The organism is Deinococcus arcticus (assembly GCF_003028415.1).
Classification (GTDB): domain Bacteria; phylum Deinococcota; class Deinococci; order Deinococcales; family Deinococcaceae; genus Deinococcus; species Deinococcus arcticus.
Window position 1 is genome coordinate 72,756 of the sequence record NZ_PYSV01000016.1, and the last position, 24,983, is coordinate 97,738.

Here is a 24,983-nt window from a genome sequence, read left to right on the forward strand (position 1 = left end):
AAGGTGACCCACGATTCTCACTCTCGCCCGTCTGGCGTCGCGGCGCGCATCGCCATGATCGTCTGCGCGGTTGCCATTCTGGGGCTGCTCCTGACGCCCCTGGCCACGCTGGGCCGGGGATTCAACGCCGACGCCGCGCTGCTGCACCTGAGCGGCGCCGTCTATAACCTGACCGGCGACCAGCAGATTCCCCTGCCACCCACCGGCCCGGTGCTGCCGCTGGCCTGGGGCGCGCTGGCGGCGCTGGCCGCCACCCTCTTCGGCGCGTGGCGCCGCGCCCGCTGGTTCTGGATCACGGCGCTCGTGGGCTTCGTGCTGGCCACCGCCGCCGTGCTGGTGCTGCGCGGCGCTCTGGACAACGAAACCGCCCGCGTGCTGGCCGATCCCGCCCTGCGCCCGGGGGCCAAGCGGCAGCTGCGCAACTTCTATGCCAGCGGCGGCATGAACCTGGGCCTGTTTCTGCCGGCTCTGGCGGGCCTGATTGCCGCCGGCGCCGGCCTGAGTTACCTGCCGCGCTGGTGGGACACCTTCAACCGCCTGCGAGGTCTGCTGGTGCCCTTTACCGCCATTGGCCTGGCCATCGTGGTGGGGGCCATCGTGGTGCTGGTGGTGCAACCGGCGGTCAACAGCAGCGCCGCCCCCCTGAGTCTGTGGAGCGGCTGGCTGGCCAAGAGCGACCTCGTGTATTTCGTGTATTCCTCGCTGTTTGCGCCAGTCACGGCCCTCAGTCCCCTGCTGGACAGCCTGAAGCTGGCCACCCCGCTGATCTTCACTGGCCTGTCGGTGGCCTTTGCCTTCCGCACGGGCCTGTTTAACATTGGCGCGCCGGGGCAGCTGACCATGGGCGCCATTGCCGCGATGCTGGTAGGCGTGTACGGGCCGGCCAGCCTGGGCTGGGGCCTGCTGGTGCTCAGCGTGCTGGCGGCGGGCGCGGGCGGGGCCCTGTGGGGCGCCATTCCCGGGGTGCTCAAGGCGCGCTTCGGTTCCAGTGAAGTGATCAACACCATCATGCTCAACTACATCGCGTCGGCCATCTTCATCTTCATGATCGGCAGCGACACCTACTCGTTCCTGGGCAAAACCTACACCCTGCCCTTCAAGGCCGAGGGCTCGAACCCCGAGAGTGAACTGATTCAGTCGCAGGCCCAGCTGCGCCCACTGCTGGAAGTGCTCAACGTGGGCCAGAACGGCGCCGTGGCCCTGAGCATTGGCCTGCTGGTGGCGCTGGGGGCCTTCTTCGTCACGCGCATCGCCATGCGCGGTCACCGCCTGCGCTCATGGATCGCGGCGGCCGTGGCCCTGGTGCTGGGCGCCCTGACGTGGCGGGTGGGCATTCCGGTGGAGGTGGCAGGCAGCCAGCTCAACGGCGCGTTCCTGATTGCGCTGGCCTGCGTGGCGCTGTTCGGCGTGCTGATGTGGCGCACGGCGGCCGGCTACGCCCTGCGCGCCGTGGGCCTGTCGCCCAAGGCCGCCGAATACGGCGGGATCAGCGTGGCGCGCAACACCATCCTGGCCATGACGATTGCCGGGATGTTCGCGGGCCTGGCCGGCACCCACTACGTGAACGGCGGCGCACTGGACCAGTACCGCCTGAAGCAGAACATGCCGGTCAACGTGGGCTTTGACGGGATTGCCGTGGCCCTCATGGGCCAGAGCACCCCGGCGGGCGTGGTGGCGGCCAGCGTGCTGTTCGGCACCATTGATACGGGCGGCGTGAACGTCACCACCAAGCTGCAGAAGGTGAACAGCGACATCGTGACGGTCCTTAAGGCGCTGATCGTGCTGTTTATTGCCGCAGGCGGCTTCCTGAGCCGCCGCATCACCGAGCCGCCCGCAGCGGCCCTGAGCGGCCCCAGTTCCTCGGCGCCCAACATGGCCACCAATGCCGTCGCGCACCGCCAGATGCACATCCCCAACGACGGGAGCAAGTAAATGGACAGCCTCTTTGCACAGCTTCTGACCACGGCCTTTCTGGCCACCTTTATCCGCAGTGTCGTGCCGCTGCTGCTGACCGCCCTGGGCGGCCTGTTCAGCGAGCGCGCGGGCGTGGTGAACATCGCCCTGGAAGGCCTGATCATCTTCGGCGCGCTGGCAGGCGCCGTGGTGGCGCAGCTGTTGGCCCCCAGCCTGGGCCCGGCCGCGCCCTGGGTGGGCTGGCTGGCTGCCGCCGTGGTGGGCGGCCTGATCGCCGCCATTCACGCGGTCCTCAGCATTCGCTACCGCGCCGATCAGGTGATCAGCGGCACCGCCATTAACCTGCTGGCCACCGGCGTGCCCGCCGTGCTGCTGACCGCCCTGTACGGCGTGTCCAACGAAAGCCCCAAGGTGGCCTACGCGCTGCCCCTGTGGGGCTTTGGCGACCTGCGCTTCTCGCCGCCTGTATTCTTTGCCTTCCTGGCCGTGGCGGTCACGTGGTACGTGATGTACCGCACGCCCTACGGCCTGCGCCTGCGCGCCACAGGTGAGCAGCCCGGCGCCGCCGCCAGCATGGGCGTGAACGTCAAGCGCATGCGCTACAGCGCCGTCATCCTCTCGGGGGTGCTGGCGGGTACCGCTGGGGCCTTCCTGAGCATTGGCAACCTGGATTCCTACGTGCGCAATATCAGCGCCGGGGCCGGCTTCATTGCGCTGGCCGCGCTGATCTTCGGGCAGTGGAAGCCACTGGGTGTGCTGGCCGCCACGCTACTGTTCGGGTTTCTGCAGGCGCTATCCATTGTGCTGGGCGGCACCAACCTGCTGCCGTCCTCGCTGGTGGGGGCCCTGCCCTACCTGATCACCATTCTGGCGCTGATCTTCACGGGCCGTAGCCGCGCGCCCAAGGCCCTGGGCCGCCCCTACGACGGCTGAGCCCCGACCACCCTTGCAGCGGGAGTGCCCTGGTGGCCTCCCGCTTTTTTGTGCCCGCGTGAAGGGGTGCTCAGCAGGGCGCCGAATCCGGTACAGACACCCGGCGCGGCCACCGTGTAGGGTAAGGACATGGGGTTTGGCAGCGCGCTGAAACAGGCCAGGGAAGCGCAGGGGCGCACCACGCAGGACGTGGCCCTGCACACCAAGATTCGCAGCGATTACCTGCAGGCCCTGGAAAACGGCGAGCTGCACCGCCTGCCCGAACGGACCTTTGCCCGCTCCTACCTGCAGCGCTACGCCCGGGAACTGGGACTGGACCCGGCGCCGCTGCTGGCGGAATTTGACCGCCACCTGCCGCTGCCCCCGGCGCCCACCCTGGCCCGGCCGGCCCGGGCGCCGCGCCGCGCCGCGCCCGCGCTGCTGCTGGGGGCGGGCCTGGTGGCCGCGCTGCTGGGCGGCACAGCAGCGTGGCGCCTGCTGCGGGCGCCTGCGCCGGCGGTCGTCGTGGCCCCGGAACCGGCAGCGGCGCCCCTTCCCGTCACGGTGCGGCTGACTGTCAGCAGCGTACCGGCCGGGGCACGGGTGTACCTCGACAACCGCTATCTGGGCACCACGCCGGTGCGCTCTTTTCCCCTGCAGGCGCGGGCGCGGGCGCAGCTGAGAGTGGAACTGACGGGCCGCACGCCCCTCAAGGAAGCCGTGGCCCTGGGCCGCAGCCGCAACCTGCGCGCCACCCTGCGCCCGGCCGGGCAGGGCAGCCTCCTGACCGATCTGAACGCGCCGCGCCCCAGGCCCCAGGCAGCCGCGCCTTCCGCGCCGACCCCTGCGCCGACCCCCGTACCGGCTCCGGCGAAGGCGCCCGTCACCGTGACCTTCTCGGGCCCTTCGTGGACCCGGGTAACCGATACCCAGGGCCGCGTGCTGTTCGAGGGCACGCCCACCGCCGGCACCGTCAAGGGCTTTGAAACCGGCGTGACCATCCGCACAGGCAACGCGGCGGCCGTGCTGGTGAGTGTGAACGGCGCGGCCTCGGCGCCGCTGGGACAGGCCGGGCAGGTGGTGACGCGCACCTTCTGATCCCGCTTCCGGCTCCACTGTGGGCAAGAACGCCTTGACTGCACCCCAGCGCAGCGCGCAGACACAGGCTGGACAGGCGGCGGCAGCGCCCTGCCGTACAGTAGGAACACTGTGACCCGCCCCCCACCCCTGTCCCCTGCACCGAATCCCAATGCCTTTCAATATGCGTGGCGCCAGCCCTGGATTCGTCTGGCGGTCTTTGCCCTGGTGGCGTACACGCTCTACCACTTTGTCGGGCAGGTGCGCACCGTGGTCATTGACTTCGCCGTGGCCTTTCTGATCGCTTACCTCGCCAATCCGCTGCTCAACTGGCTGGAAAAGGGGCGGGTCAAACGGGGGCTGGGCGTGTTTTTCGTGATGCTGATGTTTGTGGCCCTCTTCAGTCTGGCGGGCATTCTGCTGGCCACGGTCTCGGCGCAGCTCATCACCCTCTTTCAAAAACTGCCCGACCAGATTGGCTCTCTGGGCGACACCCTGGACCGCGTGTCCTCGTGGCTCAGTGCCCGGGGTGTACCGGGACTGGACGACGCCCGCGAGCGCCTGATCACGGCGGCACAGACCTACGTGCAGAACATCGGGCGCAACATCGTGCCCATCCTGCAAAACGCCCTGAATTCCACTGGCACCCTGCTCAGCGGCCTGCTGTCCATTGGCGGCATGGTGGGCCAGATTCTGCTGATTCTGCTCATGAGCATCTACCTGATGCTGGACTACAGCCGGGTGAATGCGGCGCTGCTGGCCATCTTTCCCCGGCCGTGGCAACCACGCGTGCTGGAGCTCAGCGAATTGACCGGGACCGCTGTGGGCGGCTACGTGCGCGGGCAACTGCTGATTGCCGTGTTTATTGGGGTGTTCGTGTGGGTGGGCCTCACGCTGGTGGGCATTCCCAGCGCCGCCGCCATCGGCTTTCTGGCCGGCGCCTTTAACATCGTGCCGTACCTGGGCCCCATCATTGGCGCCACCCCCGCCATTCTGCTGGCCCTCACCCTGCCCGGCGCGTGGCTCAAGATTCTGCTGGTGATCGTGGTGTTCGTGGCGGCCAACCAGATTGAAGGCAACTTCCTCAGTCCCTACATCCTCAGCAAAACCACGGACCTGCACCCCATTACTGTGCTTGTGGCCATTCTGGTGGGGGCTTCACTGCTGGGCTTTGCGGGCGCGCTGCTGGCAGTGCCCACCGTGGCGCTGGGCAAGCTGGCCCTGCACCGCTATTACTTTCCCAGCCGGATCTACCGCGAAGGGCCATAGGGCGCCGCTGCGCCTGAACAGCGGCACACCGCAGACACCACAGGCGCCCCTCCATCTTCAGAGGGGCGCTTCTCTGTACCCGGCCTGAATGGCAGCGTGCGGGTGTCAGCTTGGGCTGGGTCATACGGCTTCCGAAAAATTCCGTAACACATTACGGAATTTTTTCCACCGGAGGGCGCAGGAATAAATGCGGATTTCCGGGAATTGGGCTGGAACAGCGCCGAAGGCGGGGAACATCGCCCTTCTTCCCGGATGGTACGGAAATGGACGGCAGTCCGCATCAAACCCTCTGGCTCTGGCAGCACCGCTGGCGGCGCTGTAGACCCGGGGCAGGGGCCTGCCTGCTGCCCGTCATCCCTTCACACCATCAGGTCTTCACAGGCACAGGGGTGCGCTGGCGTTCATAGCGCTCGGCCACCGGGGCCGCCAGATGCACGCGGTTGCGCCCGGCGCGCTTGGCCTGATACAGCGCCTCGTCGGCGGCGTCCAGCAGGGTGGGGCCGTGAACCGGGGCGCCCATCACCGCCACGCCCACGCTGACGGTGATGGGCAGCCCGGCCAGTGGCTCGCGCGACACCCGGCTGCGCAGGCGCTCACAGAATTCCAGCGCGGCTGTTTCGTCCGGCAGGCACAGCAGACACAGGAATTCCTCGCCGCCGTAGCGTCCCACCAGACCGCCGGACGGCTGGTGCCCCCGCAGTTGCACCGCCAGCGCCCGCAGCACCTCGTCCCCCCGGGGGTGGCCATGGTCGTCGTTGATGCGTTTGAAATGGTCCACATCCACCAGGGCGGCCACCAGGCGCGGGCCGTCCATGGTGAGGGGCCCGGCCAGCCCCTCCAGGGCCAGCATCAGGGCGCGGCGGTTGGGCAGGCCGGTCAGCACATCGGTATGGGCATCGGCCATGGCCTGCCGGGCCAGGCGCGTGACCAGCGAGGTATGCCGCGTGGCCACCAGCTGCGCCGAGAGCACGGCCAGGGTGGCCAGCACCAGCTGAATCAGCGTGGTCATCAGGTACAGCGGCGCGGGCCCGGCCCCCTGGGGCCACCACGCCAGCATGCACAGCACCTGACCACACAGCACCATGAAGTTCAGCCGCAGCGCCGCCATCCCCGGAAACACCCAGGCGTTCAGCATCAGGGCCACGACCGTCCAGGGCAGGGTGGTGCTCAGCAGCGCCGCGCGGGTCCCGGCCTCCAGCGTGCTATCGGCCAGCAGGGCGCCCAAACGCAACACCACGAAACCATTCAGCACCGCCACCAGCGCTGTTTCGGTCCAGGTCAGCGGCAGGCGGGTCCAGCTGAGCGCCGACAGCAGCACCAGCAACACCAGCAGCACTGGCAGCGCCGCCTGATCAAACGTGCCCAGGTACGGCGAGGCGGCGTGCAGCCACAGCGGCAGCGCCACCGCCAGGGCGCCGCCCGGCAGCACCAGACGGCCCAGCAGCCGCCGCTCCCGGAAGGACAGATCCGCCGGGTCAGAACTTGCACTCGGCGGCGCAGGGACGTGCATGGGCCAATGATACGAAGTCCGGGCCCCATTCGTATACTCAGTTCAGGACCGGCGGGCCGCAGCGAAGCACGGCTCTGCGCTCCTCATGCCCGGGAGGTGCACAGCCTCTCCCCTCCTCGGCACCGACCCTGTATGGCGGCCACAGGCGCAGACCACCAAAGCAAAAACCGGAAGCTTGACGCTCCCGGTTCTTGTGGGCTGGAAAACTCAGACGAGTTCGATCAGGGCCATCGTCACGCCGTCGCCGCGACGGGTGCCCACGCGCAGAATGCGGGTGTAGCCCCCCTGGCGGTCGGCGTACTTGGGCGCCACTTCGTCCATGACCTTGCGCACCACGGCGTTGTCGTGGATGTCGCGGGCGACCAGACGGCGGGCGTGCAGGTCGCCGCCCTTGGCAGTGGTGATCAGTTTCTCAACGTAGGGGCGCAGCTCTTTGGCCTTGGTGAGGGTCGTCTGGATACGGCCCTCGCGCAGCAGGGCGGTGGCCTGGGCACGGGCCAGGGCCACACGGCTGCTGCTGTTGCGGTTGAGCTTGCGACCGGCTTTACCGTGACGCATGGTGGGTCTCCTTGGGGGTAAATGGGGGGTGGAAAGCGGTCAGCGGGAGAAAGAGGGTGCGGGAGGCAGGAAGCGGGGCGCGGGAAGGAACCTGGGCAAGGCCGGCAACTTCAGCGTGCTCTCTCCTTAAACCCTTCGACTCTTTGATCCTCAGACCTTTTCTCAGTCGCGCAGCGCCAGCCCAAACTGGGCCAGTTGCTGCTTGATTTCGTCGAGGCTGCGCTCGCCGATACCGGGCACCTTTTTCAGGTCGCGGTCGGACAGGGCGCACAGGGCGTCCACCGAGTCAATGCCTTCTTCCTTGAGGGAATGCAGCACGCGGGTGGTCAGGCCCAGGCCTTCGAGGGTCACGCGGGGCGTGTCCAGTTCGGCGGGGTAGTCGCCGGGGTTCAGGTTCACGCTGCCGGTGGTGGGCGGCAGGTCGTACACGTTGGGCGCGCTGGGCGCCGGGGTGTAGACCGGCTGCTGGTATTCCGGCACGGCGGCGGGCAGGGTTTCCACGTTGCCGAACACCGTCAGTTCGTCACGCAGAATCTCCACGGCTTTGTCCAGGGCGTCCTGGGGGCCGGTGGAGCCGTCTGTCCAGACGCGCAGAATCAGGCGGTCCAGGTCAGTCTGCTGACCCACGCGGGTGTTTTCCACGTGGTAGGCCACGCGCCGTACCGGCGAGAACACGGCGTCCACCGGAATGGAGTTGATGCGGTCCTTGGTGGCGTGCTTGTCAGCGGGCACGTAGCCTTCGCCTTCTTCCACGCGCACTTCCATGACCAGCTTGCCGTCTTCGGCCAGCGTGGCAATCACGAGGTCAGGGTTGACGATTTCCGCGTCACTGGGCACCTCAAAGGCGCTGGCGCGCACCACCCCTTCGCCCTGCGCGCGCAGCGTCAGGGTTTTGGGGCCCGTGGCATGAAACTTCACCACGAGTTCTTTGAGGTTCAGAATGATCTGGATGACGTCTTCCTTGACGCCGGGGATGGTGGAGAACTCGTGCAGGACGTCCTCGATGTACACGCTGGTCACAGCCGTGCCGGGGATCGAGGACATCAGGATGCGCCGGATGGGGTTCCCGATGGTGACGCCGTAACCGCGCGTGAGCGGCTCCAGGACGAATTCGCCGTAGTCGCCGTCCACGCGGGCTTTGAGTTGAGGGCGCTTTTGATCCACTGGGGCCTCCTGATTTAGCGCGAGTAGTACTCGATGATGAAGTTCTCGTTGATGGGCAGGGCGAGGTCTTCACGCGCGGGCAGGCGGGAGAAGGTGCCCTTGAAGTTCTCGGCGTCCAGTTCCACCCAGGGGCTGACGCGGCGGCGCTTTTGCGCTTCCATGTTCTCCTGAATAAAACCGATCTTGCGCGCGCCTTCAGCCACGGTCAGCTCGTCGCCAATCTTGACGCGGTAGCTGGGGATATCCACTTTCTTGCCGTTGACCAGGATGTGGCCGTGGCCCACGAACTGCCGGGCCTGACGGCGGGTGCTGGCAAAGCCCATGCGGAACACCACGTTGTCCAGGCGGCGCTCCAGCAGCTGCAGGAACACGGTGCCGGTCACGCCGGGGACGTTGGCCGCTTCCTCGAAGAGGTTACGGAACTGCTTTTCGCCAATGCCGTACAGGCGGGCGAGCTTCTGCTTTTCACGCAGGCGCACCGAGTAGTCGCTGGGCCGGCCACGGCCACGGCGCTGGCCGTGCTGGCCGGGCGCGTAGGGGCGGCGGTCCAGGTACTTCTGGACTTTTTCAGTCTCCGCGAGGTTGATGCCTTCGCGGCGGCTCTGCTTGGTAATGGAACCACGGAAACGACCCATGTTCAAATTCTCCTTGCGATTGGCCCTGGGGGCTCAAATCGGGTCTGCGGCCCTCTGGCGCCCGCTTCCATCGCCCGTGGTGAGGCTTATGCCGCGTGGGGCGGCAGGGGAAGCGGGACAGGTGGGCAGCGGCTTGGCGCGTTTAGGCGCGGAACTTCTTCTTGGGGCGGCAGCCGTTGTGCGGCACGGGGGTGTCGTCCATGATGGACTTCACTTCAATGCCCGACGCCTGAATGGCGCGGATGGCCTGCTCGCGGCCGGAGCCGCTGCCACGCACAATCACGTCCACCACGTTCATGCCAAAGGTCTGTACGGCCTTTTTCACGGCGTCGGCGGCGGCCAGCTGGGCGGCGTAGGGGGTACCCTTCTTGCTGCCCTTGTAGCCAATCGTGCCGCCGCTGCTCCAGGCGACGCTGTTGCCGTCCAGATCGGTGATGGTCACGATGGTGTTGTTGTAGCTGGCGTGCACGTACGCGCGGCCAGCGCTGATGTTGCGCCGGGCGCGGCGCGGGGTCTTGCCTTTGGTGCTCTTCGCCATGGCTTACTTCCTCGTGGCCTTTTTCTTACCGGCGACGGTCTTGCGCGGGCCCTTGCGGGTGCGGGCGTTCGTCTTGGTGCGCTGGCCGCGCACGGGCAGGCCACGGCGGTGACGCAGGCCACGGTAAGCGCCGATGTCCATCAGGCGCTTGATGTTCTGGCCCACCTCGCTGCGCAGGTCACCTTCGACCTTGTAGGTCTTCTCGATGGCCTCGCGCAGGGTGCTCTGCTCGGCTTCGCTGAGGTTCTTCACGCGGGTGTCCGCGCTGATCCCGGTGCGGGCCAGCACTTCCTTGGCGCGGGTCAGGCCGATGCCGTAGATGTAGGTCAGCGCGATTTCAACGCGCTTTTCGCGGGGCAGGTCAACGCCAGCAATACGCGCCATATCAGCCCTGCCTCTGCTTGTGCTTGACGTTGGAGCAAATGACCAGCACGCGCCCATGGCGGCGGATCACTTTGCAGTTGTCGCACATCTTTTTGACACTGCTGCGAACTTTCATTGCTTCCTCCTCGCGCCGCCGCGCCAAAAGGTCCCATCATGGACCCTGACTGGCAGCGCTCGACCCCCCACCTACCTTGGCCGGTAGGGAATCTGTTGGGTACTTCGGCCGGGGTTACTTGCGGTAGACGATGCGTCCGCGCGTCGTGTCGTAGGGACTGATTTCCAGAACCACGCGGTCCCCCGGCAGGATGCGGATGTAGTGAATGCGCATCTTGCCGCTGATGTAAGCCAGGATGTCGTGCCCGGTGTCGAGCTTCACGCGAAAGGTGGTGTTCGGCAGCGCCTCTTCCACCACGCCCTCGGCCCGCACGGTATCGGACTCTTCCTTCTTACGCTTTTCCCGCTGTTCCGGCATCTTTCGTCTTGCCACGCAACCTCCAGGCCTGATACAAGCCAAACGTAAAGGTATCATGGGCATCAAGCGGAGGGCAAGAGCCAGTGCACAGGCAGCAAGCGGTAGCAGCCTGACCTCTCCTCCACGGGGCCCTCACCGCCAGTGAGCGGCTCCGTTTACTGATTCTTGACGATGAGATCGGTCTGCTGACTGATGACAGTCAGGCGAATCTTAGTTCTGGCGCTCTCGAAGTTGGGGGTGGCATAGGTGCCTGAAGCCTGCAGGGTATCCACCACAACTGCTCCGTTGATGGTCAGGCTGCCCATGCTGAACTTCTGGAGGATGAGCTGCACGCCGGTCCCGGCCGGGACTTGCAACTGCACCTCGCCCTGCTGGGTGCGCAGGGTGCCGCCGTAGCTTCCAGCCGGCAGCTTCAGGTTGACGTCGGTCTGGTTGGTGGCCAGGTCCAGACCGCGCAGGGTCAGGCCCGTCAGCTGGCCCCGGAGGCTCCCCTGCGAGAGGTTCAGATGCAGATTGACCGGCAGTTTGGTGCCCAGTACGGCGCTGTACTCTCCCATCTGACGGGCCATGCCCACGTAGGCCACGCCACCACGGACTTTGGGGTTCTGGATTCCCAGCACGGGCGAGGCCGAAGGAGACGTGCTGAGCTGACCATCAGACATCTCCGTTTTGATGGTGATGTCCACCTGCGAATACGGCGTCGCCGCCAGCGCAATTCCGCCTGCAAGGGCCACGGCACCCAGTCCAGTCAGTACGTTCATAGGGTCAGCTTTGCCCGGTGTTGTCAGGCACTGATGAGACCAGACTTCAGAGGCAGCTTGTTGACCTGGTGCCCAGTTCTGGTGTTGGCTCAGCGCGGCTGAAGCGAAGACAGCTTGGGCTCACCATACCGCCGTCAGCCGCACCCCGAAGCGGCGTCCACGGCTCACCTCGGCGGCCACGCTATAGCTGCCCACGCGGTACTCCAGCTCGGCGTAGGGCCCGGCGCCCTCGCCCCAGCGGTAGCCGCCGCCCACGCGCAGAGGGCGGCCTTCGCCACTTTGCCAGGGCAGCGCCGCGCGCAGGCCCAGCTGGGTGCCCGCGCGGTCCTGCGCCGCCGACAGCTGCACGTAGTCAACCGGAATCAGGGTGCCGCCCCAGGCCCAGAACCACTCGCCGCCCACGCGGCTGGCCCGCGCCCAGACCTCGCCGTACCCGCCCAGAGCGAGGGCGCCTCCCACCAGCGGCCCGCCGGAATCCAGGCCCGCCGCCAGGGTGACGGGCGCAAGGTTCAGCGCCGCGCCCAGGCCGGTATAGGCGGCCTGCCCCGGGCCCACACCCCGGCGGGCCGCCAGATTCACGCTCCAGCGCCCCTCGCGCCATGCCAGCCGGGTGTCGCGCTCCCCGCGCCAGGCGGCCGTGATCAGACCGTTGCCCAGCAGTTCGTAGTGCGCGGCGTTCCAGGTGCGCGGCGGCGCGGCCAGGGGGTGTGCCGTGCCCAGACCGTCCAGGGCGGGCAGCAGCAGTCCGGCGGCCAGCAGCGGTGTGCGGGCGTCCACGCCCCAGCGGGTGCGCAGGGGCAGCAGGGTGTCGTCCCAGGGCGTGATGGCGGGGGCCGGCAGCGCCATGGGGTCGGCGCGGGTCAGGGGCGGGGGGCCCCCGGCCACGCCGCAGTTCAGGCCCTGCCGCGCGGCTTCGCGGCGCACCCGGGCGTCGTGCCGGTTGAGGGGATAGGCCACGCACTGCGCCGTCTGCGGCCCGGCCTCCTCACCTGGGGCCAGTTCCCGCCGCAGCCCCCCAGGGCTCAGGTCGGCCAGCGCTGCGTGCGAGTGCGAGTGGGTGCCCACCTCCCAGCCTGCCGCGCGCAGTTCGGCCACCTGCGCCGCGCTGAGGCTGCCCGGGCGGTTCAGCCGGGACCAGATCACGTAGGTGGTGCCGGGCACGCCCAGTTCGCGCAGCACTGGAAAGGCGAGGCGATACACGCTCTCAAAGCCGTCATCGAACTGAATGACCGCCACGCGTTCGCCCGCCGGGGCGCGGGCCGCTTCACTGGAGGTCACAAAGCGGTAGCCCAGGCGCCGCAGGGTCTCGACCCGGTGCCGCAGGGCCTCAGGTGAAATCCCCAGCGACGCGCCACCGGCCGTTCCCACCTGATGAAACACCAGCACCATGGGCCGGGCCTGGGCAGGCGTGGGCAGCGCCAGCGCCGCCACCGCGCCCAGGCACAGCGCCGCACGTGACCAGGTGTGGGGCAGGTGGGCCAGCAAATGAGAAATCATAAGGTTCGCTGAAGACGATAGCCCGGGGAGTGCTCCAAGTGGTGAAGGCCGGAGGTCATCCAACGGGGGCACCTGGGGGGGCCAAGCTGCATGTCAAAAAAGGGCTGCCAGCCTCCCCACAGGGACACAGGCAGCCCGGCTGGATCAGAGGCTCAGTTCATACCCGCCAGAATGCGGTCATAGACCTCGTCCATCGTGCCCACGCCGTCCACGCGGTACAGGTGGCCGCGGGCCGAGTAGTAGTCAATCAGTGGCTGGGTCTCCTCTCGGTAGATCTGCTGGCGGCGGCGGGCCACTTCCTCGGTGTCGTCGCTGCGCACGGCCTCTCCGCGGGCGGCGGCCTGACGCCCCCGCTCCACGATGCGGCGCACCAGCACCTCATCGGGCACGTCCAGCAGAGGCACGGCGCACACTGGAGCGCCCAGTTCTTCCAGCAGCACGTCCAGGGCCTGGGCCTGGGCAGTGGTGCGGGGGAAGCCATCGAAGATCACGCGCACCGGGTCCATGTCGGCCAGCTTGTCGCGGATCAGGGCAATCAGAATCTCGTCGGTCACCAACTGCCCGGCGTCCATGATGGGCTTTACCTGCTGACCAAGTTCAGTGCCGCGTGAGACGTGGTCGCGCAGAATGTCCCCGGTGCTGATCTTGATAAGCGCCTTGTCCTGCGCCAGTCGCTCGGCCTGGGTGCCCTTGCCCGCGCCGGGCGGCCCCAGGAAGATCACGACATTGTGTTTGGCTTGAGTCACGTTTCCTCCGTTCACACTTCAGCATAGTGGCTGCGCGCCCAGTTCGTCTGGCCCTGCCCAGGCGGGGCCTGTTCCCGCAGGGGTGACGAAACGCGTGGGGCGGGCCAGAAAAAACCGCCCCTGGAGTGGGGCGGCCTGCCTGAAAAGGATGGTGCGCGTTCCGTCTGTTTCGGGAACAGGCAAGAACCTGTCCTTTTCCGGCCCGGTTTAGTTGTCGCGGTTCATGCGGCCACGGATGCGGCCCTTGGAGATGAACCCGTCGTAGCGGCGCACCGTCAGTTGCGCTTCAAGCTGCTTGAGGGTTTCGAGCGCCACCCCCACGATGATCAGCAGGCCTGTGCCGCTGAACTGGAAGGTGCTGATACCCGTCCAGCGCTGCACGAGTTGCGGCATCACGGTCAGAATGACCAGGAACACTGCGCCCCACAGGCTCAGGCGGCTGCTGATGGTGCCCAGGAAGTCGGCGGTGGGGGCCCCCGGCCGCACGCCCGGGATGAAGCCCCCGGCTTCGCGCAGCTGCTCGGCAATGCGTTTGGGATCAAACTGCACGCTGTTGTAGAGGTACGTGAATCCGAAGATCAGCAGGGCTTCCAGGGCGATGTACAGCGGCTGACCAAAGGTCAGGTACGTCTGGATAAACGCGTTGACGTTGGGCGCGCGCTGGGCCGTGGCACTGGCGATCAGGTTGGGAATGATCAGCATGGCGCTGGCGAAAATCACCGGAATCACGCCGGCCTGGTTCACCTTGATGGGCAGCCAGGTGGCCTGACCGGCGCCGCGCGCCTGCGCCGCTGCGCCGCCCCGGGCGCGGGCGTAGGTCACGGGCACCCGGCGCTCGGCCTGGTAGATGTACACGATGCCGGCAATGGTCACGAGAATGACGCCCACAAAGGCCAGCAGGCGCAGCGGCCAGTTGCCTTCGCCGCCATCGGCCTGCACCAGCTCGGCCGTGCGCATGATCTCCCCGGGGTACATGGCGATGATGCCCGCCGTGATGATCAGCGAGATGCCGTTGCCCACGCCCACTTCGGTGATGCGCTCGCCAATCCACATGGTAAAGGCCACGCCCGCCACCTGGGTCAGCACCATCACGACGATGGTAAACAGGCCCGCGTCCCAGCCGGGCGCCAGGAAGCTGGCGTTGTTGGTGATGTACAGCGAGAAGAACAGCGCCTGCACGGCGCCCAGGCCTACCGCCGCGTAGCGGGTGTACTGGTTGATCTTCTTGCGGCCCTCTTCTCCTTCCTTGGAGAGTTTCTCCAGGGCCGGAATGGTGGTGGTCATCAGCTGAATGACGATGCTGGCCGTGATGTACGGCAGCACCCCCAGTGCGAAGATCGAGAACTGCGAAAGATTGCCGCCCGAGATCATGCTGATCAGGCCCAGCAGCCCCGCCGAGTCGGCGTTACTCAGCGCGGCGCCGTTCACCCCTGGTGTGGGAATGCTGCTCCCCAGCCGGTACACGGCGAGGAGCAGCAGGGTGAACACAATCTTCCGCCTCAGTTCCGGAATCCGGAATGCGTCGCGGAAGGCGCGCAGCATTTATTCCGCCTTCTCGGCTTCGTTTGCTTCGGGCAGGATCACTTTGCCGCCGGCCGCTTCCACGGCCTTCACGGCGCCTTCGCTGGCCGCGTCCACGTGAATGGTCACGGCGCGGGCAATCTCACCGCTGCCCAGCAGTTTCACGGGGCGGTTCTTGCGGCGCACGAGGCCCATCAGTTCCAGCACGTTCCGGTCAATGGTGGCGTCTTCAATGTTGGCCAGCTGGGCCAGGTTCACCACTTCGTAGGTGGTGCCCACATTGTTAAAGCCCTTCTTGGGCAGGCGGGCGATCAGGCGGCTGCGGCCACCCTCAAAGAAGCTGCCCTTGCCCGCACCGCTGCGCGACTTCTGGCCCTTGTGACCACGGCCGGCCGTCTTGTCGGTGCCGCCGGGGCCACGGCCCACGCGCTTGCGGTTCTTGCGACTGCCCACATGGGGCGTCAGTTCGTGGAGTTTCATTCCTGGACCTCCAGGAGGTGTTTGACGGTGTTCACCATGCCGCGAATGGCGGGCGAATCACTCACTTCGCGGCTGTCGCCGATCTTTCGCAGACCCAGCGCCTGTACGGTCTTGACCTGGTATTCAGGGCGACCGATGACGCTGCGCTTCAGGGTAATTTTCACTGGGCGCCTCCGGCGGGCTGCACCTCGCCGCGCAGGGCACGAACCTGCTTGGCGGTGCGGAGGTTCTTCAGGCCATCGAACACGGCGTAGGCCACGTTCACCTTGTTGCGGCTGCCCAGTTCCTTGGACAGCATGTTGGTGATGCCGGCCAGTTCGGCGATCGAGCGGGGCACGGTGCCGGCAATCACGCCGGTACCGGGGCCAGCAGGCTTGAGCAGCACGCGGCTGGTGCTGTTCTCCCCCACGATGTCGTGGGGAATGGTGCCGTTTTCCACCGGCACAGTGATCATGTTCTTGCGGGCAATGCTCTTGGCTTTTTCAATGGCCACGGGCACTTCCTTGGCCTTGCCGATGCCCATGCCCACGCGGCCGTTGCGGTCGCCCAGGATCACCAGCGCAGCGAAGCGGAAGCGGCGTCCGCCCTGGTAGGTCTTGGAGGTGCGGTTGACAAACAGCATCTTCTCTTCAAATTCGCTGCTCTCGCGCTCCGCGTTGCGGTCGTTACGACGATTAAAAGTCAAGGCCACCCTCCCGCGCCGCGTCTGCCAGCGCCTTCACGCGTCCGTGGTAACGGAACTGACCACGGTCAAAAACCACCGACTTGACGCCCTTGGCGGCCGCTGCTTCGGCCAGGGCCTTGCCCACGGCGGCGGCGGTGTCGGTCTTGGTGCCCGTCTTGACGGCGGCCGAGGAAGCCGCAGCAACGGTGATGCCCTTGCTGTCGTCGATGATCTGGGCGTAGATGTGCTTGCTGGAGCGGTACACGCTGAGTCGCAGACGCTCGCCAGCGGCCTGCCGCACCTTGCGGCGGGCGCGCAGCTTGCGGCGCACGGTCGTCTGGGTCGCCATTATTTCTTCCCTTTGCCGCCGGTGGCACCAGCCTTACCGGCCTTGAGGCTGATCTTCTCGCCGACAAAGCGCACGCCCTTGCCGTGGTAGGCGTCGGGCTTGCGCACCTTGCGCACGTTGGCCGCCACCTGACCGACGAGTTGCTTGTCAATGCCAATCACGTCAATCTTGGTGGGTTCGGGCACTGCAAAGCTCACGCCAGCAGGCGGCTCAATGATGACGGGGTGGCTGAAACCGATGGCCAGTTCCAGGGCCTTGCCGCTCATCTTGGCGCGGAAACCCACGCCCTTGAGTTCCAGGTTGATGGTGTAGCCCTCGCTCACACCTTTGACGGCGTTGGCCACCAGGGTGCGGGTCAGACCGTGCAGGGCGCGGTGGCGCTGCTGGTCGCTGGGGCGCTCCACAAGCAGCGTGTCGCCGTCTTGCTTGATGGTCAGCTCGCTGTTGTAGGGAACGGTCAGTTCGCCTTTGGGCCCCTTGACCTTGAACACGCCGTCTTGGGCGCTCAGGGTCACGCCGCTGGGCACGGCGATGGGCATTCTTCCGATACGGGACATAGCTGTCCTCCTTCTTGCCTTAAATTCGCTGGCGCGAGGTCAGGTGGGTGTGCGGGGTAGTCTGCGGACGGGCTCTGGATTACCAGAGAACGCAGATCACTTCGCCGCCGACGCCCTGCTTGCGGGCTTCGCGGTCGGGCAGCAGGCCCTTGCTCGTGGAAACCACGGCCAGGCCCAGGCCACGCTGAATGCGGGGCAGGTTCTCGGCGCTCACGTAGGCGCGGCGCCCGGGGCGGCTGATGCGCTCAATGTGCTTGATGACCTGCTCGCGCTTGGCGCCGTACTTCAGGGTCAGGCGCAGCACGTCGAACTGCTGGCCTTCGGGGCGCAGGCGCTCGGCGGACGCCACGTAGCCTTCGGCCACGAGCAGCTTGGCGAGTTGCTCCTTGAACTTGGAGGCCGGGATGTCCACGGTCTCCTTGTGGGTGCGCGTCGCGTTGCGGATGCGCGTGAGCATATCGGCGATGGGATCACTCAACATGTAGCCTCCAAGGGGCTGTGTTGATCCGGGCTGGTTCCTGCATGCAGGCCTGCTCCCGGCAGGTGGCCCGGCCCCAGACAAGGCTGGCGGACGGGCACGCGTCTCCCCAAATCGAATGTGGGCTGCGGGGCGCAGCGCTTCTTCTGTTGGGTCTTTTCCTCCGCCGGACGATCACAGGTCAAGTGATCTGTTCGTCTCCGGGGGGCACAGCGCCGCACGCCTGACCAGAGTCAAGACACGGCAATTAGGGAGTGTACCAGAGTCAGGGCGTCGAAGGCAATGAGGGGCAGGGTGGCGGCCGGGGCTCCTGTCAAACTGAGGGCCTGACCGAAGAGCACCTGACTGAGATGGAGCGGTGCACGCAGCGGGCAACCCCGGGCCCCTGGTACGCCATTGCGACCGACGACGAACTTTGTCAGGGCGCGACCTACGTGGGCACTCAGCCTCGTGGTCACAAGAGCGAGGGGATCTTGGACGAGACCACGGGGGAGATCATCGGTAAAGGCTGCTTCGTAGACGGAACCCGGCACAAGCAGAGGCTTATGACCGGCGGTGTCCCTGCTGAGAGCGTCATTGCTATCACCACGCTTCAATATCCGCCCCTGGCAGACGCCGAACTGCTCAACGAGAACGCCATCTTTGTTGCCGCCGCCCGCACAGATGTTCCCCTTCTCATTGCGGAAGTGCGTCGGCTCCAGGCCCTGCTCTCAGAAGCCCAGAAGGGCCCAAAGGAAAACCCCCCCACATGGGAGGGTCTTCTTTGAGACTGCGTCTTACCAGCTGGCTTTTTTCACGCCGGGCAGTTCGCCCTTGTGCGCCATCTCGCGGATGCAGATGCGGCACATGCCGAAGAAGCGGTAGTAGCCACGGGCGCGGCCACAGCGGGAGCAGCGGTTGTAGTTCTGCACGGCAAACTTATGGCCGCGCGCCGCTTTCACAACTTTCGAGGTATTCGCCATAACGCTTCCTTATTTCCGGAACGGCAGACCCATCGCCTGGAGCAGCGCGCGGGCCTCTTCGTCGGTCTTGGCGGTGGTGACAATCGTGATGTCCATGCCGCGCACCTTGTCCACCATGTCGTAGGTGATCTCGGGGAAGATCAGCTGCTCCTTGATGCCCAGGTTGTAGTTGCCACGGCCGTCGAAGGCGTTGGGGTTCACGCCCTTGAAGTCACGGATGCGGGGCAGGCCGATGTTGATCAGCTTCTCCAGGAACACGTACATGCGCTCGCCGCGCAGCGTGACCTTCAGGCCCACGGGCATGCCCTGGCGCAGCTTGAAGTTGGAGATGCTCTTTTTCGCCTTGGTGACAATGGGCTTTTGCAGGGTGATCAGGCCCAGTTCCTTGGCGGCCTTGTCAATGGCCTTGCTGTCTTCCTTGCTGGAGCCCAGGCCCTCATTGATCACGATCTTTTCAATGCGGGGGGCGGCCATCACGGAGGTGTAACCGAACTGCTGCACCAGGCTGGGGCGCACCTGTTCGTTGTATTTGGCCTTGAGGGTCTGCATGTTGCCTCGCTTCGCGCGGTGTGGGCCGCGCGGGGCACCCGTCTAAAGGTGCCCCTGAAAGAATCTCAGTCGATGGTCTTGCCGCTGGCCACAGCCACGCGGACTTTCTTGCCGTCCACGATCTGCTTGCGCACGCGGGTGGCCTTGCCGGTTTCGGGGTCCACCAGGGCCACCTTGGAGGCGTGCAGGGCCAGCTCGCGCTGTTCCTGGCCGCCCTGAGGGTTGGCGGGGCTGGGCTTGACGTTCTTGGTGACGAGGTTCACGCCTTCCACCACGACCTTCTGGTCGCGGGGCAGCGCCAGCAGCACCTTGCCGCTTTTGCCCTTGTGCTTGCCGCTCAGCACGATGACGGTGTCACCCTTTTTCACGTGCAGCTTGTCGTTGTGGTGGCTACCAGCGCTGGGACGGGGCATTACAGCACCTCCGGGGCCAGGGACACGATCTTCATGAAGCGGCGGTCGCGCAGCTCGCGGGCCACCGGCCCGAAGACGCGGGTACCACGGGGCTCGCCCTGGTTGTTGATGATGACGGCGGCGTTCTTGTCGAAGCGGATGGTGCTGCCGTCGGCACGCTTGATGGCGTGTGACGTACGCACGACCACGGCCTTGACCACGTCGCCGGCCTTCACGGTGCCGCGCGGCGCAGCGTCCTTGACGGAAGCCACGATGATGTCACCCACGTGGGCGTAGCGCTTGTTGCCGCCGCCGCCGGTGGTCAGACCCTTACCGCCGATGCCGCTGTTCAGCACGCGGATGCACATGATCTCGCGCGCGCCGCTGTTGTCCGCCACGTCCAGGCGGGACTGGGGCATGATCATGCGTTACCGCCTTCGGTGTCCACCGCCGTGGTCTCGATGCCACGGGGACGCTCGACCAGCTTGGTCACCTTCCAGGTCTTGGTCTTGCTGATGGGGCGCACGGCGATGATCTCCACGCGGTCACCCACCTTGTATTCGTTGTTCTCGTCGTGGGCCGCGTACTTGTGGCTGCGGGTCACAACCTTGCCGTACAGGGGGTGAGCAAACTTGCGCTCGACCTTGACGCTGACCGTCTTGTCGGCCTTGTCGCTCACGACGACGCCCGTAAAGGTCTTTTTCATGCCTGCTCTCCCTGCTGCTTGCTCAGCTCGCTCTTGATGGTGTTGAGCTGGGCCACTTCACGGCGGAGCTGCTGCACGCGGTGCGGCTGGCTCAGGGTGCCCATGGCCGCCTGAAAGCGCAGCTCCATCAGTTCTTTCTTGCGGCTCTCGATTTCACGCGCGAAATCGTCCGCCTTCAGGTTGCGCATCTCACTGGGCTTCATCGTAAACCTCGCGCTTGACCATCTTGGTCTGGATGGGCAACTTATGACCGGCCAGGCGGAAGGCTTCTTTCGCCTGCTCCTCGGTCACGCCGCTCACCTCGAACATCACGCGGCCGGGTTTGACCACACTCACCCAGTACTCCACGGCGCCCTTACCCTTACCCATTCGGGTTTCGGCGGGCTTCTTCGTCACGGGCTTGTCGGGGAAGATGCGGATGTAGATCTTGCCCCCACGGCGGAAGTGACGGCTCATGACGATACGGCAGGCCTCGATCTGGTTGCTCTTGATCCAGGCGGGCTCCAGGGCGATCAGGCCGAAGTCGCCGAACGCGACGTAGTCGCCGCCCTTGGCGTCACCGGTCATCCGGCCACGGTGCTGCTTACGGAACTTGGTGCGCTTGGGAAGAAGCATCACTCACCTCCGGGACGGCGCCGCGCGGCGGGGCGGCGGCGGTTGGGACGGTCACCGTCTTCGCGGCGGCGCTCGTCGTTGCGGCGCTGGGGACGCGCGAAGGTTTCAGTGCGGCCACCGATGACTTCACCGGTAAAGACCATCACCTTGATGCCTAAGCTTCCGTAGGTGGTCTCGGCGCGGGCGGTGCCGTAATCAATGTCGGCGCGCAGGGTGTGCAGGGGCACGCGGCCCTCGCGCACCATCTCGGTGCGGGCCTGCTCGGCGCCGCCCAGACGGCCGGCCAGGATGATCTTGACGCCACGGGCGCCCGACTCCATCACGCGCTGCGCGGCCTGCTTCATGGCGCGGCGGAACGCGAAGCGGCGCTCAATCTGCTCGGCAATGCGCAGGGCCACCAGGGGCGCGCTGATGTTGGGGTTGGGGATCTCCGCGACGTTCACAGCGACCGTGCCAGCCGACACCAGACGCTCGATGTCCTGACGCAGCTCCTTGATGCTCTCGCCGCCCTTACCGATCACGATACCGGGCTTGGCCGCGCTGATGATCACGTTAACCTGCTGGCCAGCGCGCTCAATTTCAATGCGGGCAATCCCAGCCGCGTTCAGCTTGCGCTGCACGAGTTTGCGGATCTTCTCGTCTTCTTTCAGCAGGCCGGCGTACTGCTTCTTGCCGGCGTACCAGCGGCTGTTCCAGCCACGCGTGATGCCCAGGCGGAAGCCGTTGGGGTTGATCTTGTTGCCCATTATTTGGCTCCCTTCTCGCCCACGATGATGGTGATGTGGCTGGTGCGCTTCTTGATGATGTTGGCGCTGCCGCGTGCCCGGGGAATCAGGCGCTTGAGGGTGGGGCCCGCATCCACGTAGGCGGCGGTGATCACCAGGCGGTCTTCAAGCATGGAGTCGTTGTGCAGCGCGTTATGCTTGGCGCTGTTGAGCACCTTGGCCACGGGCTCGCTGGCCGCGCGGGGGATGAAGCGCAGCAGGTCCTCGGCGTCACGCACGCTCTTGCCGCGAATGACGTCCACCACGAGGCGCACCTTGCGGGGGCTCATGCGCACGTACTTCGCCACGGCGTAGCCGGGCTTGCGCAGCTTGACTTCCTGCTTGCGCTGCTTCTTGTTGCGGAATTCAGGAGCGGTCATTTCTTCTTGCTCCCCTTGGCGTTCTTGTCGGCGCCGTGGCCACGGTAGCTGCGGGTGGGGCTGAATTCACCCAGCTTGTGGCCGATCATCTGCTCGTTGACGAACACCGGCACATGCTGCTTGCCGTTGTGCACGGCAATGGTGTGGCCGATCATCTCGGGCACGATGGTGCTGCGGCGGCTCCAGGTCTTGATAAGGCGCTTGTCTTTGCGCTCGTTCTGGGCGTCCACCTTCTTCAGGAGGTGATCATCCACGAACGGGCCTTTCTTGAGGCTGCGGGGCATGCTCTACCCTCCTTACTTCCCGCCGCGGCGGGTGATGATGAAACGGTCGCTGTTCTTGCGCTTGCGACGGGTCTTGAGACCCTTGGCCAGCTGGCCCCAGGGGCTCACAGGCTGGCGGCCGGCACCGGTGCGGCCTTCACCACCGCCGTGGGGGTGATCCACGGGGTTCATGGCGCTGCCGCGCTGATGGGGCTTGTTGCCCAGCCAGCGGCTGCGTCCAGCCTTACCCAGGTTGATGTTCTTGTGCTCGGCGTTGCCCACGGTCCCCAGGGTGGCGTAGCACTCGGAGTGAATGCGGCGCAGCTCGCCGCTGGGCAGACGCAGGATCACGTAGTCGCGCTCCTTGCCCTGCACCTGAATGCTGGTACCGGCGCTGCGGGCGATCTGGGCACCCTTACCAGGGATCAGTTCGACGCTGTGCACCACGGCACCCACCGGCACGAAGCGCAGCGGCAGGGCGTTGCCCAGCTTGGGCTCGGCCTCGGGGCCCGCATTCACGGTGGCGCCCACCTGCAGGCCTTCGGGGGCCAGGATGTAGCGCTTCTCGCCGTCGGCGTAGTGCAGCAGGGCAATGCGCGCGCTGCGGTTGGGATCGTACTCAATGGCAGCGACCTTGGCAGTCACGCCCGCCTTGTCGCGGCGCTTGAAGTCGATAATGCGGTACAGGCGCTTGTGCCCGCCGCCGATGAAGCGGCTGGTGATGCGGCCACGGTTGTTGCGGCCACCGGTCTTGGGCAGCGCTTCGGTGAGCGCCTTTTCGGGGCGCTTCTTGGTCAGTCCACTGAAGTCCGCAGTCGTCATCTGGCGACGGCTGGGGGTGTAGGGACGGTATTTCTTGACGGCCATGTGTCAGATCTCCTTAAGCCTGGCCCTCAAGGGCGGCAATGGTCTGGCCCTCGGCGAGACGCACAATGGCCTTCTTGCGGTCAGCACGCTGTCCGAAGAACTTGCCCACGCGCTTGCGCTTGCCGGGCACGTTCATGGTGCTGATGCCGATCACGGTCACGCCGAACGCCTGCTGAATGGCGCTCTTGATGTCCGTCTTGGTGGCCTTGGGGCTGACCCAGAAGCTGTACACGCCGCGTTCCATGCCTGCGTACGCCTTCTCGCTCACCACAGGCGCCTGGATGATGTCGTAGTGGCTCATGCCTCTTCCCCTTCCTGTTCGTCCTGGGCGGGCTCCAGCACCACGGCGTCAATCACCAGGCGGTCGTGGCGCAGCACGTCGTAGGCATTCAGGCCAGCGACGGGCAGCACGGTGGCCCAGGCGACGTTGCGCGCAGCCTGGCGAGCCTGCAGGTCGTCGGTGACGATCAGCACGCGCTCAGAGCCGTCCATGCCGTTGGAGGCGGCCCAGACCACAAAGCCCTTGGTCTTGCCGTCGAGGCCGAAGCCGTCCACGGCCACCAGCTTGCCGCCTTCCTGGCGCGCGGCCAGGGCCATGGCCAGACCCAGCTGACGAACCTTGCGGGGCAGGGTGTAGCCGTAGCTGCGGGGCTTGGGCCCGAAGGCCACGCCGCCGCCCACAAAGGTGGGCACGCTGCGGTCGCCGTGACGGGCGTTGCCGGTGCCCTTCTGGGAGAACATCTTCTTGCCCGTGGCGCTCACCTGCGCGCGGGTCTTGGTGCTGGCGGTGCCCCGGCGGCGGCTGGCCAGTTGCCAGGTCACCACGTCGTGCAGCACACCCTTGTTCACTTCCGGCAGGTCGAGGTCAATGGTGCGTCCCCCGTTCTGGCCGATGACGTTGATCTGCGCCATGTCTTACTTGCCTCCCTTGGCGGCCTGGCGCAGCACCACGAGCCCACCGTTGGCGCCGGGAATCGCACCCTTGACCAGGATGATGTTCTCGTCGGCGCGGATCTCGACCACTTCAAGGTTCTGCACGGTAATGCGCTCCATGCCCATGTGGCCGGCCATACGCTTGCCCTTGTACACGCGGCCCGGGGTCTTGCGCTGACCAATCGAACCGGGGCGGCGGTGCCACTTCTTGGAACCGTGGCTGGCGGGACCACCCTTGAAGTTCCAGCGCTTCATGACGCCCTGGGTGCCCTTACCCTTGCTGGTGCCGGTCGCGTCAATCTTCTCGCCTTCAGCGAAAATATCCACGTTCACGGTGTCGCCTTCGGGGTTAAAGCCACGGAACTCGCGCAGGAAGCGCACAGGCGAGACGCTGTACTTCTTGAAGTGACCGGCCTGGGGCTTGGTCACGCTCTTCTCGCGCTTGGGCGCGTAGCCGATCTGCACGGCCTCGTAGCCGTCGGTAACCGACGTCTTGCGCTGCACGACGGGGCAGGGGCCCGCCAGCACCACCGTCACCGGAATGGCCTTGTCGCCTTTCCAGATCTGGGTCATGCCGACTTTGGTGCCGAGGATGCCCTTCATGCGCGGCCTCCCACCGTCTTGATCTCGATGTCCACACCAGTGGGCAGGTCGAGGGTCATGAGGCTGTCAATCGTCTTTTTGGTGGGGTTCATGATGTCCACCAGACGGTTGTGGGTGCGGATCTCGAAGTGCTCGCGGCTGTCTTTGTTCACAAAGGGGCTGCGCAGCACGCAGAAGCGGCGGATGCGGGTGGGGAGGGGCACGGGGCCGCTCACGTCCGCGCCGGTGCGGCGCACGGTGTCCACGATCTTGCTGGCGGACTGGTCCAGCGCCTTGTGGTCAAAGCCACGCAGTTTAATGCGGATCTTGGGGGCAACCATGTTCTATTACTCCAGGACCTTGGCAACAACGCCAGCGCCGACGGTGCGGCCACCTTCGCGGATGGCGAAGCGCAGGCCTTCTTCCATGGCGATGGGCTTGATCAGCTCGACGATGAACGTGATGTTGTCACCGGGCATCACCA

General features: G+C 66.1%; 39 protein-coding genes. 5 read left to right on the forward strand and 34 right to left on the reverse strand.

Annotation, left to right across the window (positions count from 1 at the left end; genetic code table 11):
- The first annotated feature begins 3 nt into the window (after window positions 1-3).
- The 4 genes from C8263_RS15020 to C8263_RS15035 all read left to right on the forward strand — a co-directional run bounded on the left by C8263_RS15020 (window position 4) and on the right by C8263_RS15035 (window position 5,172).
- Window positions 4-1,932, forward strand: a complete 1,929-nt coding sequence (locus C8263_RS15020) for an ABC transporter permease (RefSeq protein WP_199188416.1) — start codon at window positions 4-6, stop codon at window positions 1,930-1,932.
- A complete protein-coding gene (locus C8263_RS15025) occupies window positions 1,933-2,847 on the forward strand; it encodes an ABC transporter permease (RefSeq protein WP_107138952.1) in 915 nt (304 codons plus the stop codon).
- 129 nt (window positions 2,848-2,976) lie between these two features.
- Entirely contained in the window at window positions 2,977-3,924 is a 948-nt protein-coding gene (locus C8263_RS15030; protein WP_107138953.1) for a helix-turn-helix domain-containing protein, read from the forward strand.
- A gap of 111 nt (window positions 3,925-4,035) precedes the next feature.
- Window positions 4,036-5,172 (forward strand): AI-2E family transporter, encoded by a 1,137-nt coding sequence (locus C8263_RS15035; protein ID WP_233218845.1) that lies wholly within the window; start codon window positions 4,036-4,038, stop codon window positions 5,170-5,172.
- Between the two features lie 367 nt (window positions 5,173-5,539).
- Here the strand turns inward: C8263_RS15035 and C8263_RS15040 are convergent, their stop codons facing one another.
- The 18 genes from C8263_RS15040 to rpsH form a co-directional block, all read right to left on the reverse strand.
- Window positions 5,540-6,682 carry a GGDEF domain-containing protein gene (locus C8263_RS15040; protein WP_107138954.1) on the reverse strand — a complete coding sequence of 381 codons (1,143 nt, stop codon included), beginning with the start codon at window positions 6,680-6,682 and terminating at the stop codon, window positions 5,540-5,542.
- Window positions 6,683-6,889: 207 nt separating this feature from the next.
- The gene (gene rplQ, locus C8263_RS15045; RefSeq protein ID WP_107138955.1) at window positions 6,890-7,240 is read right to left on the reverse strand and encodes a 50S ribosomal protein L17; all 351 of its coding nucleotides are present in this window, start codon (window positions 7,238-7,240) and stop codon (window positions 6,890-6,892) included.
- A gap of 162 nt (window positions 7,241-7,402) precedes the next feature.
- Window positions 7,403-8,404: a DNA-directed RNA polymerase subunit alpha gene (locus tag C8263_RS15050; protein WP_107138956.1), complete on the reverse strand. Its 1,002-nt coding sequence runs from the start codon at window positions 8,402-8,404 to the stop codon at window positions 7,403-7,405.
- Between the two features lie 14 nt (window positions 8,405-8,418).
- Entirely contained in the window at window positions 8,419-9,039 is a 621-nt protein-coding gene (rpsD, locus tag C8263_RS15055; protein ID WP_107138957.1) for a 30S ribosomal protein S4, read from the reverse strand.
- Between the two features lie 142 nt (window positions 9,040-9,181).
- Window positions 9,182-9,577 carry a 30S ribosomal protein S11 gene (gene rpsK / locus C8263_RS15060; RefSeq protein WP_107138958.1) on the reverse strand — a complete coding sequence of 132 codons (396 nt, stop codon included), beginning with the start codon at window positions 9,575-9,577 and terminating at the stop codon, window positions 9,182-9,184.
- Window positions 9,578-9,580: 3 nt separating this feature from the next.
- Window positions 9,581-9,961, reverse strand: a complete 381-nt coding sequence (gene rpsM, locus C8263_RS15065) for a 30S ribosomal protein S13 (protein WP_107138959.1) — start codon at window positions 9,959-9,961, stop codon at window positions 9,581-9,583.
- Window position 9,962: 1 nt separating this feature from the next.
- Window positions 9,963-10,076, reverse strand: coding sequence for a 50S ribosomal protein L36 (gene rpmJ / locus C8263_RS15070; protein WP_012693977.1), 114 nt, complete (start codon window positions 10,074-10,076; stop codon window positions 9,963-9,965).
- A 114-nt stretch (window positions 10,077-10,190) separates the two neighbouring features.
- Window positions 10,191-10,433 (reverse strand): translation initiation factor IF-1, encoded by a 243-nt coding sequence (infA, locus tag C8263_RS15075; RefSeq protein ID WP_012693978.1) that lies wholly within the window; start codon window positions 10,431-10,433, stop codon window positions 10,191-10,193.
- Between the two features lie 155 nt (window positions 10,434-10,588).
- Complete coding sequence (locus C8263_RS15080) at window positions 10,589-11,194, reverse strand: hypothetical protein (RefSeq protein WP_107138960.1); 606 nt, start codon at window positions 11,192-11,194, stop codon at window positions 10,589-10,591.
- Window positions 11,195-11,314: 120 nt separating this feature from the next.
- Window positions 11,315-12,679, reverse strand: a complete 1,365-nt coding sequence (locus C8263_RS15085) for a polysaccharide deacetylase family protein (RefSeq protein WP_233218846.1) — start codon at window positions 12,677-12,679, stop codon at window positions 11,315-11,317.
- A 164-nt stretch (window positions 12,680-12,843) separates the two neighbouring features.
- Window positions 12,844-13,437: an adenylate kinase gene (locus C8263_RS15090; RefSeq protein ID WP_107138962.1), complete on the reverse strand. Its 594-nt coding sequence runs from the start codon at window positions 13,435-13,437 to the stop codon at window positions 12,844-12,846.
- Window positions 13,438-13,644: 207 nt separating this feature from the next.
- The gene (gene secY / locus C8263_RS15095) at window positions 13,645-14,979 is read right to left on the reverse strand and encodes a preprotein translocase subunit SecY (RefSeq protein ID WP_107138963.1); all 1,335 of its coding nucleotides are present in this window, start codon (window positions 14,977-14,979) and stop codon (window positions 13,645-13,647) included.
- Window positions 14,980-15,438: a 50S ribosomal protein L15 gene (rplO, locus tag C8263_RS15100; RefSeq protein ID WP_107138964.1), complete on the reverse strand. Its 459-nt coding sequence runs from the start codon at window positions 15,436-15,438 to the stop codon at window positions 14,980-14,982.
- Entirely contained in the window at window positions 15,435-15,602 is a 168-nt protein-coding gene (rpmD, locus tag C8263_RS15105; protein ID WP_107138965.1) for a 50S ribosomal protein L30, read from the reverse strand. The genes rplO and rpmD overlap by 4 nt, the downstream gene beginning before the upstream one ends.
- Entirely contained in the window at window positions 15,599-16,123 is a 525-nt protein-coding gene (gene rpsE / locus C8263_RS15110) for a 30S ribosomal protein S5 (protein ID WP_199188417.1), read from the reverse strand. The genes rpmD and rpsE overlap by 4 nt, the downstream gene beginning before the upstream one ends.
- On the reverse strand, window positions 16,113-16,451 hold the full coding sequence (gene rplR, locus C8263_RS15115; RefSeq protein WP_107138967.1) for a 50S ribosomal protein L18: 339 nt from the start codon (window positions 16,449-16,451) through the stop codon (window positions 16,113-16,115). The genes rpsE and rplR overlap by 11 nt, the downstream gene beginning before the upstream one ends.
- Window positions 16,451-17,008, reverse strand: coding sequence for a 50S ribosomal protein L6 (rplF, locus tag C8263_RS15120; RefSeq protein WP_107138968.1), 558 nt, complete (start codon window positions 17,006-17,008; stop codon window positions 16,451-16,453). Before rplF ends, rplR begins: the two co-directional genes overlap by 1 nt.
- Before the next feature lie 79 nt (window positions 17,009-17,087).
- Window positions 17,088-17,489: a 30S ribosomal protein S8 gene (gene rpsH, locus C8263_RS15125; RefSeq protein WP_107138969.1), complete on the reverse strand. Its 402-nt coding sequence runs from the start codon at window positions 17,487-17,489 to the stop codon at window positions 17,088-17,090.
- A gap of 470 nt (window positions 17,490-17,959) precedes the next feature.
- On the opposite strand from rpsH, the gene C8263_RS19010 reads away from it, so the two are divergent.
- Window positions 17,960-18,253 (forward strand): hypothetical protein, encoded by a 294-nt coding sequence (locus C8263_RS19010; protein ID WP_146160710.1) that lies wholly within the window; start codon window positions 17,960-17,962, stop codon window positions 18,251-18,253.
- A gap of 9 nt (window positions 18,254-18,262) precedes the next feature.
- Here the strand turns inward: C8263_RS19010 and C8263_RS15135 are convergent, their stop codons facing one another.
- From C8263_RS15135 to C8263_RS15210, 16 genes are all read right to left on the reverse strand, one after another.
- Window positions 18,263-18,448 carry a type Z 30S ribosomal protein S14 gene (locus C8263_RS15135; protein WP_022800309.1) on the reverse strand — a complete coding sequence of 62 codons (186 nt, stop codon included), beginning with the start codon at window positions 18,446-18,448 and terminating at the stop codon, window positions 18,263-18,265.
- A 9-nt stretch (window positions 18,449-18,457) separates the two neighbouring features.
- On the reverse strand, window positions 18,458-18,997 hold the full coding sequence (gene rplE / locus C8263_RS15140) for a 50S ribosomal protein L5 (RefSeq protein WP_107138971.1): 540 nt from the start codon (window positions 18,995-18,997) through the stop codon (window positions 18,458-18,460).
- A 65-nt stretch (window positions 18,998-19,062) separates the two neighbouring features.
- Window positions 19,063-19,410 carry a 50S ribosomal protein L24 gene (gene rplX / locus C8263_RS15145; RefSeq protein ID WP_107138972.1) on the reverse strand — a complete coding sequence of 116 codons (348 nt, stop codon included), beginning with the start codon at window positions 19,408-19,410 and terminating at the stop codon, window positions 19,063-19,065.
- Window positions 19,410-19,814: a 50S ribosomal protein L14 gene (gene rplN / locus C8263_RS15150; RefSeq protein WP_022800312.1), complete on the reverse strand. Its 405-nt coding sequence runs from the start codon at window positions 19,812-19,814 to the stop codon at window positions 19,410-19,412. The genes rplX and rplN overlap by 1 nt, the downstream gene beginning before the upstream one ends.
- Window positions 19,811-20,095 (reverse strand): 30S ribosomal protein S17, encoded by a 285-nt coding sequence (rpsQ, locus tag C8263_RS15155; RefSeq protein WP_107138973.1) that lies wholly within the window; start codon window positions 20,093-20,095, stop codon window positions 19,811-19,813. Before rpsQ ends, rplN begins: the two co-directional genes overlap by 4 nt.
- Window positions 20,092-20,298 (reverse strand): 50S ribosomal protein L29, encoded by a 207-nt coding sequence (rpmC, locus tag C8263_RS15160; RefSeq protein ID WP_107138974.1) that lies wholly within the window; start codon window positions 20,296-20,298, stop codon window positions 20,092-20,094. Before rpmC ends, rpsQ begins: the two co-directional genes overlap by 4 nt.
- Window positions 20,285-20,710 (reverse strand): 50S ribosomal protein L16, encoded by a 426-nt coding sequence (gene rplP, locus C8263_RS15165; protein ID WP_046843208.1) that lies wholly within the window; start codon window positions 20,708-20,710, stop codon window positions 20,285-20,287. The genes rpmC and rplP overlap by 14 nt, the downstream gene beginning before the upstream one ends.
- Window positions 20,710-21,456: a 30S ribosomal protein S3 gene (rpsC, locus tag C8263_RS15170; protein WP_107138975.1), complete on the reverse strand. Its 747-nt coding sequence runs from the start codon at window positions 21,454-21,456 to the stop codon at window positions 20,710-20,712. Before rpsC ends, rplP begins: the two co-directional genes overlap by 1 nt.
- Window positions 21,456-21,854: a 50S ribosomal protein L22 gene (rplV, locus tag C8263_RS15175; protein ID WP_107138976.1), complete on the reverse strand. Its 399-nt coding sequence runs from the start codon at window positions 21,852-21,854 to the stop codon at window positions 21,456-21,458. Before rplV ends, rpsC begins: the two co-directional genes overlap by 1 nt.
- Window positions 21,851-22,138 carry a 30S ribosomal protein S19 gene (gene rpsS / locus C8263_RS15180; protein WP_107138977.1) on the reverse strand — a complete coding sequence of 96 codons (288 nt, stop codon included), beginning with the start codon at window positions 22,136-22,138 and terminating at the stop codon, window positions 21,851-21,853. Before rpsS ends, rplV begins: the two co-directional genes overlap by 4 nt.
- Before the next feature lie 12 nt (window positions 22,139-22,150).
- The gene (gene rplB, locus C8263_RS15185; RefSeq protein ID WP_107138978.1) at window positions 22,151-22,984 is read right to left on the reverse strand and encodes a 50S ribosomal protein L2; all 834 of its coding nucleotides are present in this window, start codon (window positions 22,982-22,984) and stop codon (window positions 22,151-22,153) included.
- A 13-nt stretch (window positions 22,985-22,997) separates the two neighbouring features.
- Entirely contained in the window at window positions 22,998-23,285 is a 288-nt protein-coding gene (locus C8263_RS15190) for a 50S ribosomal protein L23 (RefSeq protein ID WP_107138979.1), read from the reverse strand.
- Window positions 23,282-23,896, reverse strand: coding sequence for a 50S ribosomal protein L4 (gene rplD / locus C8263_RS15195; protein WP_107138980.1), 615 nt, complete (start codon window positions 23,894-23,896; stop codon window positions 23,282-23,284). The genes C8263_RS15190 and rplD overlap by 4 nt, the downstream gene beginning before the upstream one ends.
- Before the next feature lie 3 nt (window positions 23,897-23,899).
- Entirely contained in the window at window positions 23,900-24,520 is a 621-nt protein-coding gene (rplC, locus tag C8263_RS15200; RefSeq protein WP_107138981.1) for a 50S ribosomal protein L3, read from the reverse strand.
- Window positions 24,517-24,840 (reverse strand): 30S ribosomal protein S10, encoded by a 324-nt coding sequence (gene rpsJ, locus C8263_RS15205; RefSeq protein WP_014685998.1) that lies wholly within the window; start codon window positions 24,838-24,840, stop codon window positions 24,517-24,519. The genes rplC and rpsJ overlap by 4 nt, the downstream gene beginning before the upstream one ends.
- A 6-nt stretch (window positions 24,841-24,846) precedes the next feature.
- Window positions 24,847-24,983: EF-Tu C-terminal domain-related protein (locus C8263_RS15210; protein ID WP_503487467.1), on the reverse strand; the 137-nt coding region annotated here is incomplete at its 5' end.

Bases quoted from the DNA above. Each gene is read 5' to 3' on its own strand.
- C8263_RS15025 (WP_107138952.1), top strand. From the start codon at position 1,933: ATGGACAGCCTCTTTGCACAGCTTCTGACCACGGCCTTTCTGGCCACC.
- C8263_RS15030 (WP_107138953.1), top strand. From the start codon at position 2,977: ATGGGGTTTGGCAGCGCGCTGAAACAGGCCAGGGAAGCGCAGGGGCGC.
- C8263_RS15040 (WP_107138954.1), bottom strand. From the start codon at position 6,682: ATGCACGTCCCTGCGCCGCCGAGTGCAAGTTCTGACCCGGCGGATCTG.
- rplQ (WP_107138955.1), bottom strand. From the start codon at position 7,240: ATGCGTCACGGTAAAGCCGGTCGCAAGCTCAACCGCAACAGCAGCAGC.
- rpsD (WP_107138957.1), bottom strand. From the start codon at position 9,039: ATGGGTCGTTTCCGTGGTTCCATTACCAAGCAGAGCCGCCGCGAAGGC.
- rpsK (WP_107138958.1), bottom strand. From the start codon at position 9,577: ATGGCGAAGAGCACCAAAGGCAAGACCCCGCGCCGCGCCCGGCGCAAC.
- rpsM (WP_107138959.1), bottom strand. From the start codon at position 9,961: ATGGCGCGTATTGCTGGCGTTGACCTGCCCCGCGAAAAGCGCGTTGAA.
- rpmJ (WP_012693977.1), bottom strand. From the start codon at position 10,076: ATGAAAGTTCGCAGCAGTGTCAAAAAGATGTGCGACAACTGCAAAGTG.
- infA (WP_012693978.1), bottom strand. From the start codon at position 10,433: ATGCCGGAACAGCGGGAAAAGCGTAAGAAGGAAGAGTCCGATACCGTG.
- C8263_RS15080 (WP_107138960.1), bottom strand. From the start codon at position 11,194: ATGAACGTACTGACTGGACTGGGTGCCGTGGCCCTTGCAGGCGGAATT.
- secY (WP_107138963.1), bottom strand. From the start codon at position 14,979: ATGCTGCGCGCCTTCCGCGACGCATTCCGGATTCCGGAACTGAGGCGG.
- rplO (WP_107138964.1), bottom strand. From the start codon at position 15,438: ATGAAACTCCACGAACTGACGCCCCATGTGGGCAGTCGCAAGAACCGC.
- rplR (WP_107138967.1), bottom strand. From the start codon at position 16,451: ATGGCGACCCAGACGACCGTGCGCCGCAAGCTGCGCGCCCGCCGCAAG.
- rplF (WP_107138968.1), bottom strand. From the start codon at position 17,008: ATGTCCCGTATCGGAAGAATGCCCATCGCCGTGCCCAGCGGCGTGACC.
- rpsH (WP_107138969.1), bottom strand. From the start codon at position 17,489: ATGTTGAGTGATCCCATCGCCGATATGCTCACGCGCATCCGCAACGCG.
- C8263_RS15135 (WP_022800309.1), bottom strand. From the start codon at position 18,448: ATGGCGAATACCTCGAAAGTTGTGAAAGCGGCGCGCGGCCATAAGTTT.
- rplE (WP_107138971.1), bottom strand. From the start codon at position 18,997: ATGCAGACCCTCAAGGCCAAATACAACGAACAGGTGCGCCCCAGCCTG.
- rplX (WP_107138972.1), bottom strand. From the start codon at position 19,410: ATGCCCCGTCCCAGCGCTGGTAGCCACCACAACGACAAGCTGCACGTG.
- rplN (WP_022800312.1), bottom strand. From the start codon at position 19,814: ATGATCATGCCCCAGTCCCGCCTGGACGTGGCGGACAACAGCGGCGCG.
- rpsQ (WP_107138973.1), bottom strand. From the start codon at position 20,095: ATGAAAAAGACCTTTACGGGCGTCGTCGTGAGCGACAAGGCCGACAAG.
- rpmC (WP_107138974.1), bottom strand. From the start codon at position 20,298: ATGAAGCCCAGTGAGATGCGCAACCTGAAGGCGGACGATTTCGCGCGT.
- rplP (WP_046843208.1), bottom strand. From the start codon at position 20,710: ATGCTTCTTCCCAAGCGCACCAAGTTCCGTAAGCAGCACCGTGGCCGG.
- rpsC (WP_107138975.1), bottom strand. From the start codon at position 21,456: ATGGGCAACAAGATCAACCCCAACGGCTTCCGCCTGGGCATCACGCGT.
- rplV (WP_107138976.1), bottom strand. From the start codon at position 21,854: ATGACCGCTCCTGAATTCCGCAACAAGAAGCAGCGCAAGCAGGAAGTC.
- rpsS (WP_107138977.1), bottom strand. From the start codon at position 22,138: ATGCCCCGCAGCCTCAAGAAAGGCCCGTTCGTGGATGATCACCTCCTG.
- rplB (WP_107138978.1), bottom strand. From the start codon at position 22,984: ATGGCCGTCAAGAAATACCGTCCCTACACCCCCAGCCGTCGCCAGATG.
- C8263_RS15190 (WP_107138979.1), bottom strand. From the start codon at position 23,285: ATGAGCCACTACGACATCATCCAGGCGCCTGTGGTGAGCGAGAAGGCG.
- rplD (WP_107138980.1), bottom strand. From the start codon at position 23,896: ATGGCGCAGATCAACGTCATCGGCCAGAACGGGGGACGCACCATTGAC.
- rplC (WP_107138981.1), bottom strand. From the start codon at position 24,520: ATGAAGGGCATCCTCGGCACCAAAGTCGGCATGACCCAGATCTGGAAA.
- rpsJ (WP_014685998.1), bottom strand. From the start codon at position 24,840: ATGGTTGCCCCCAAGATCCGCATTAAACTGCGTGGCTTTGACCACAAG.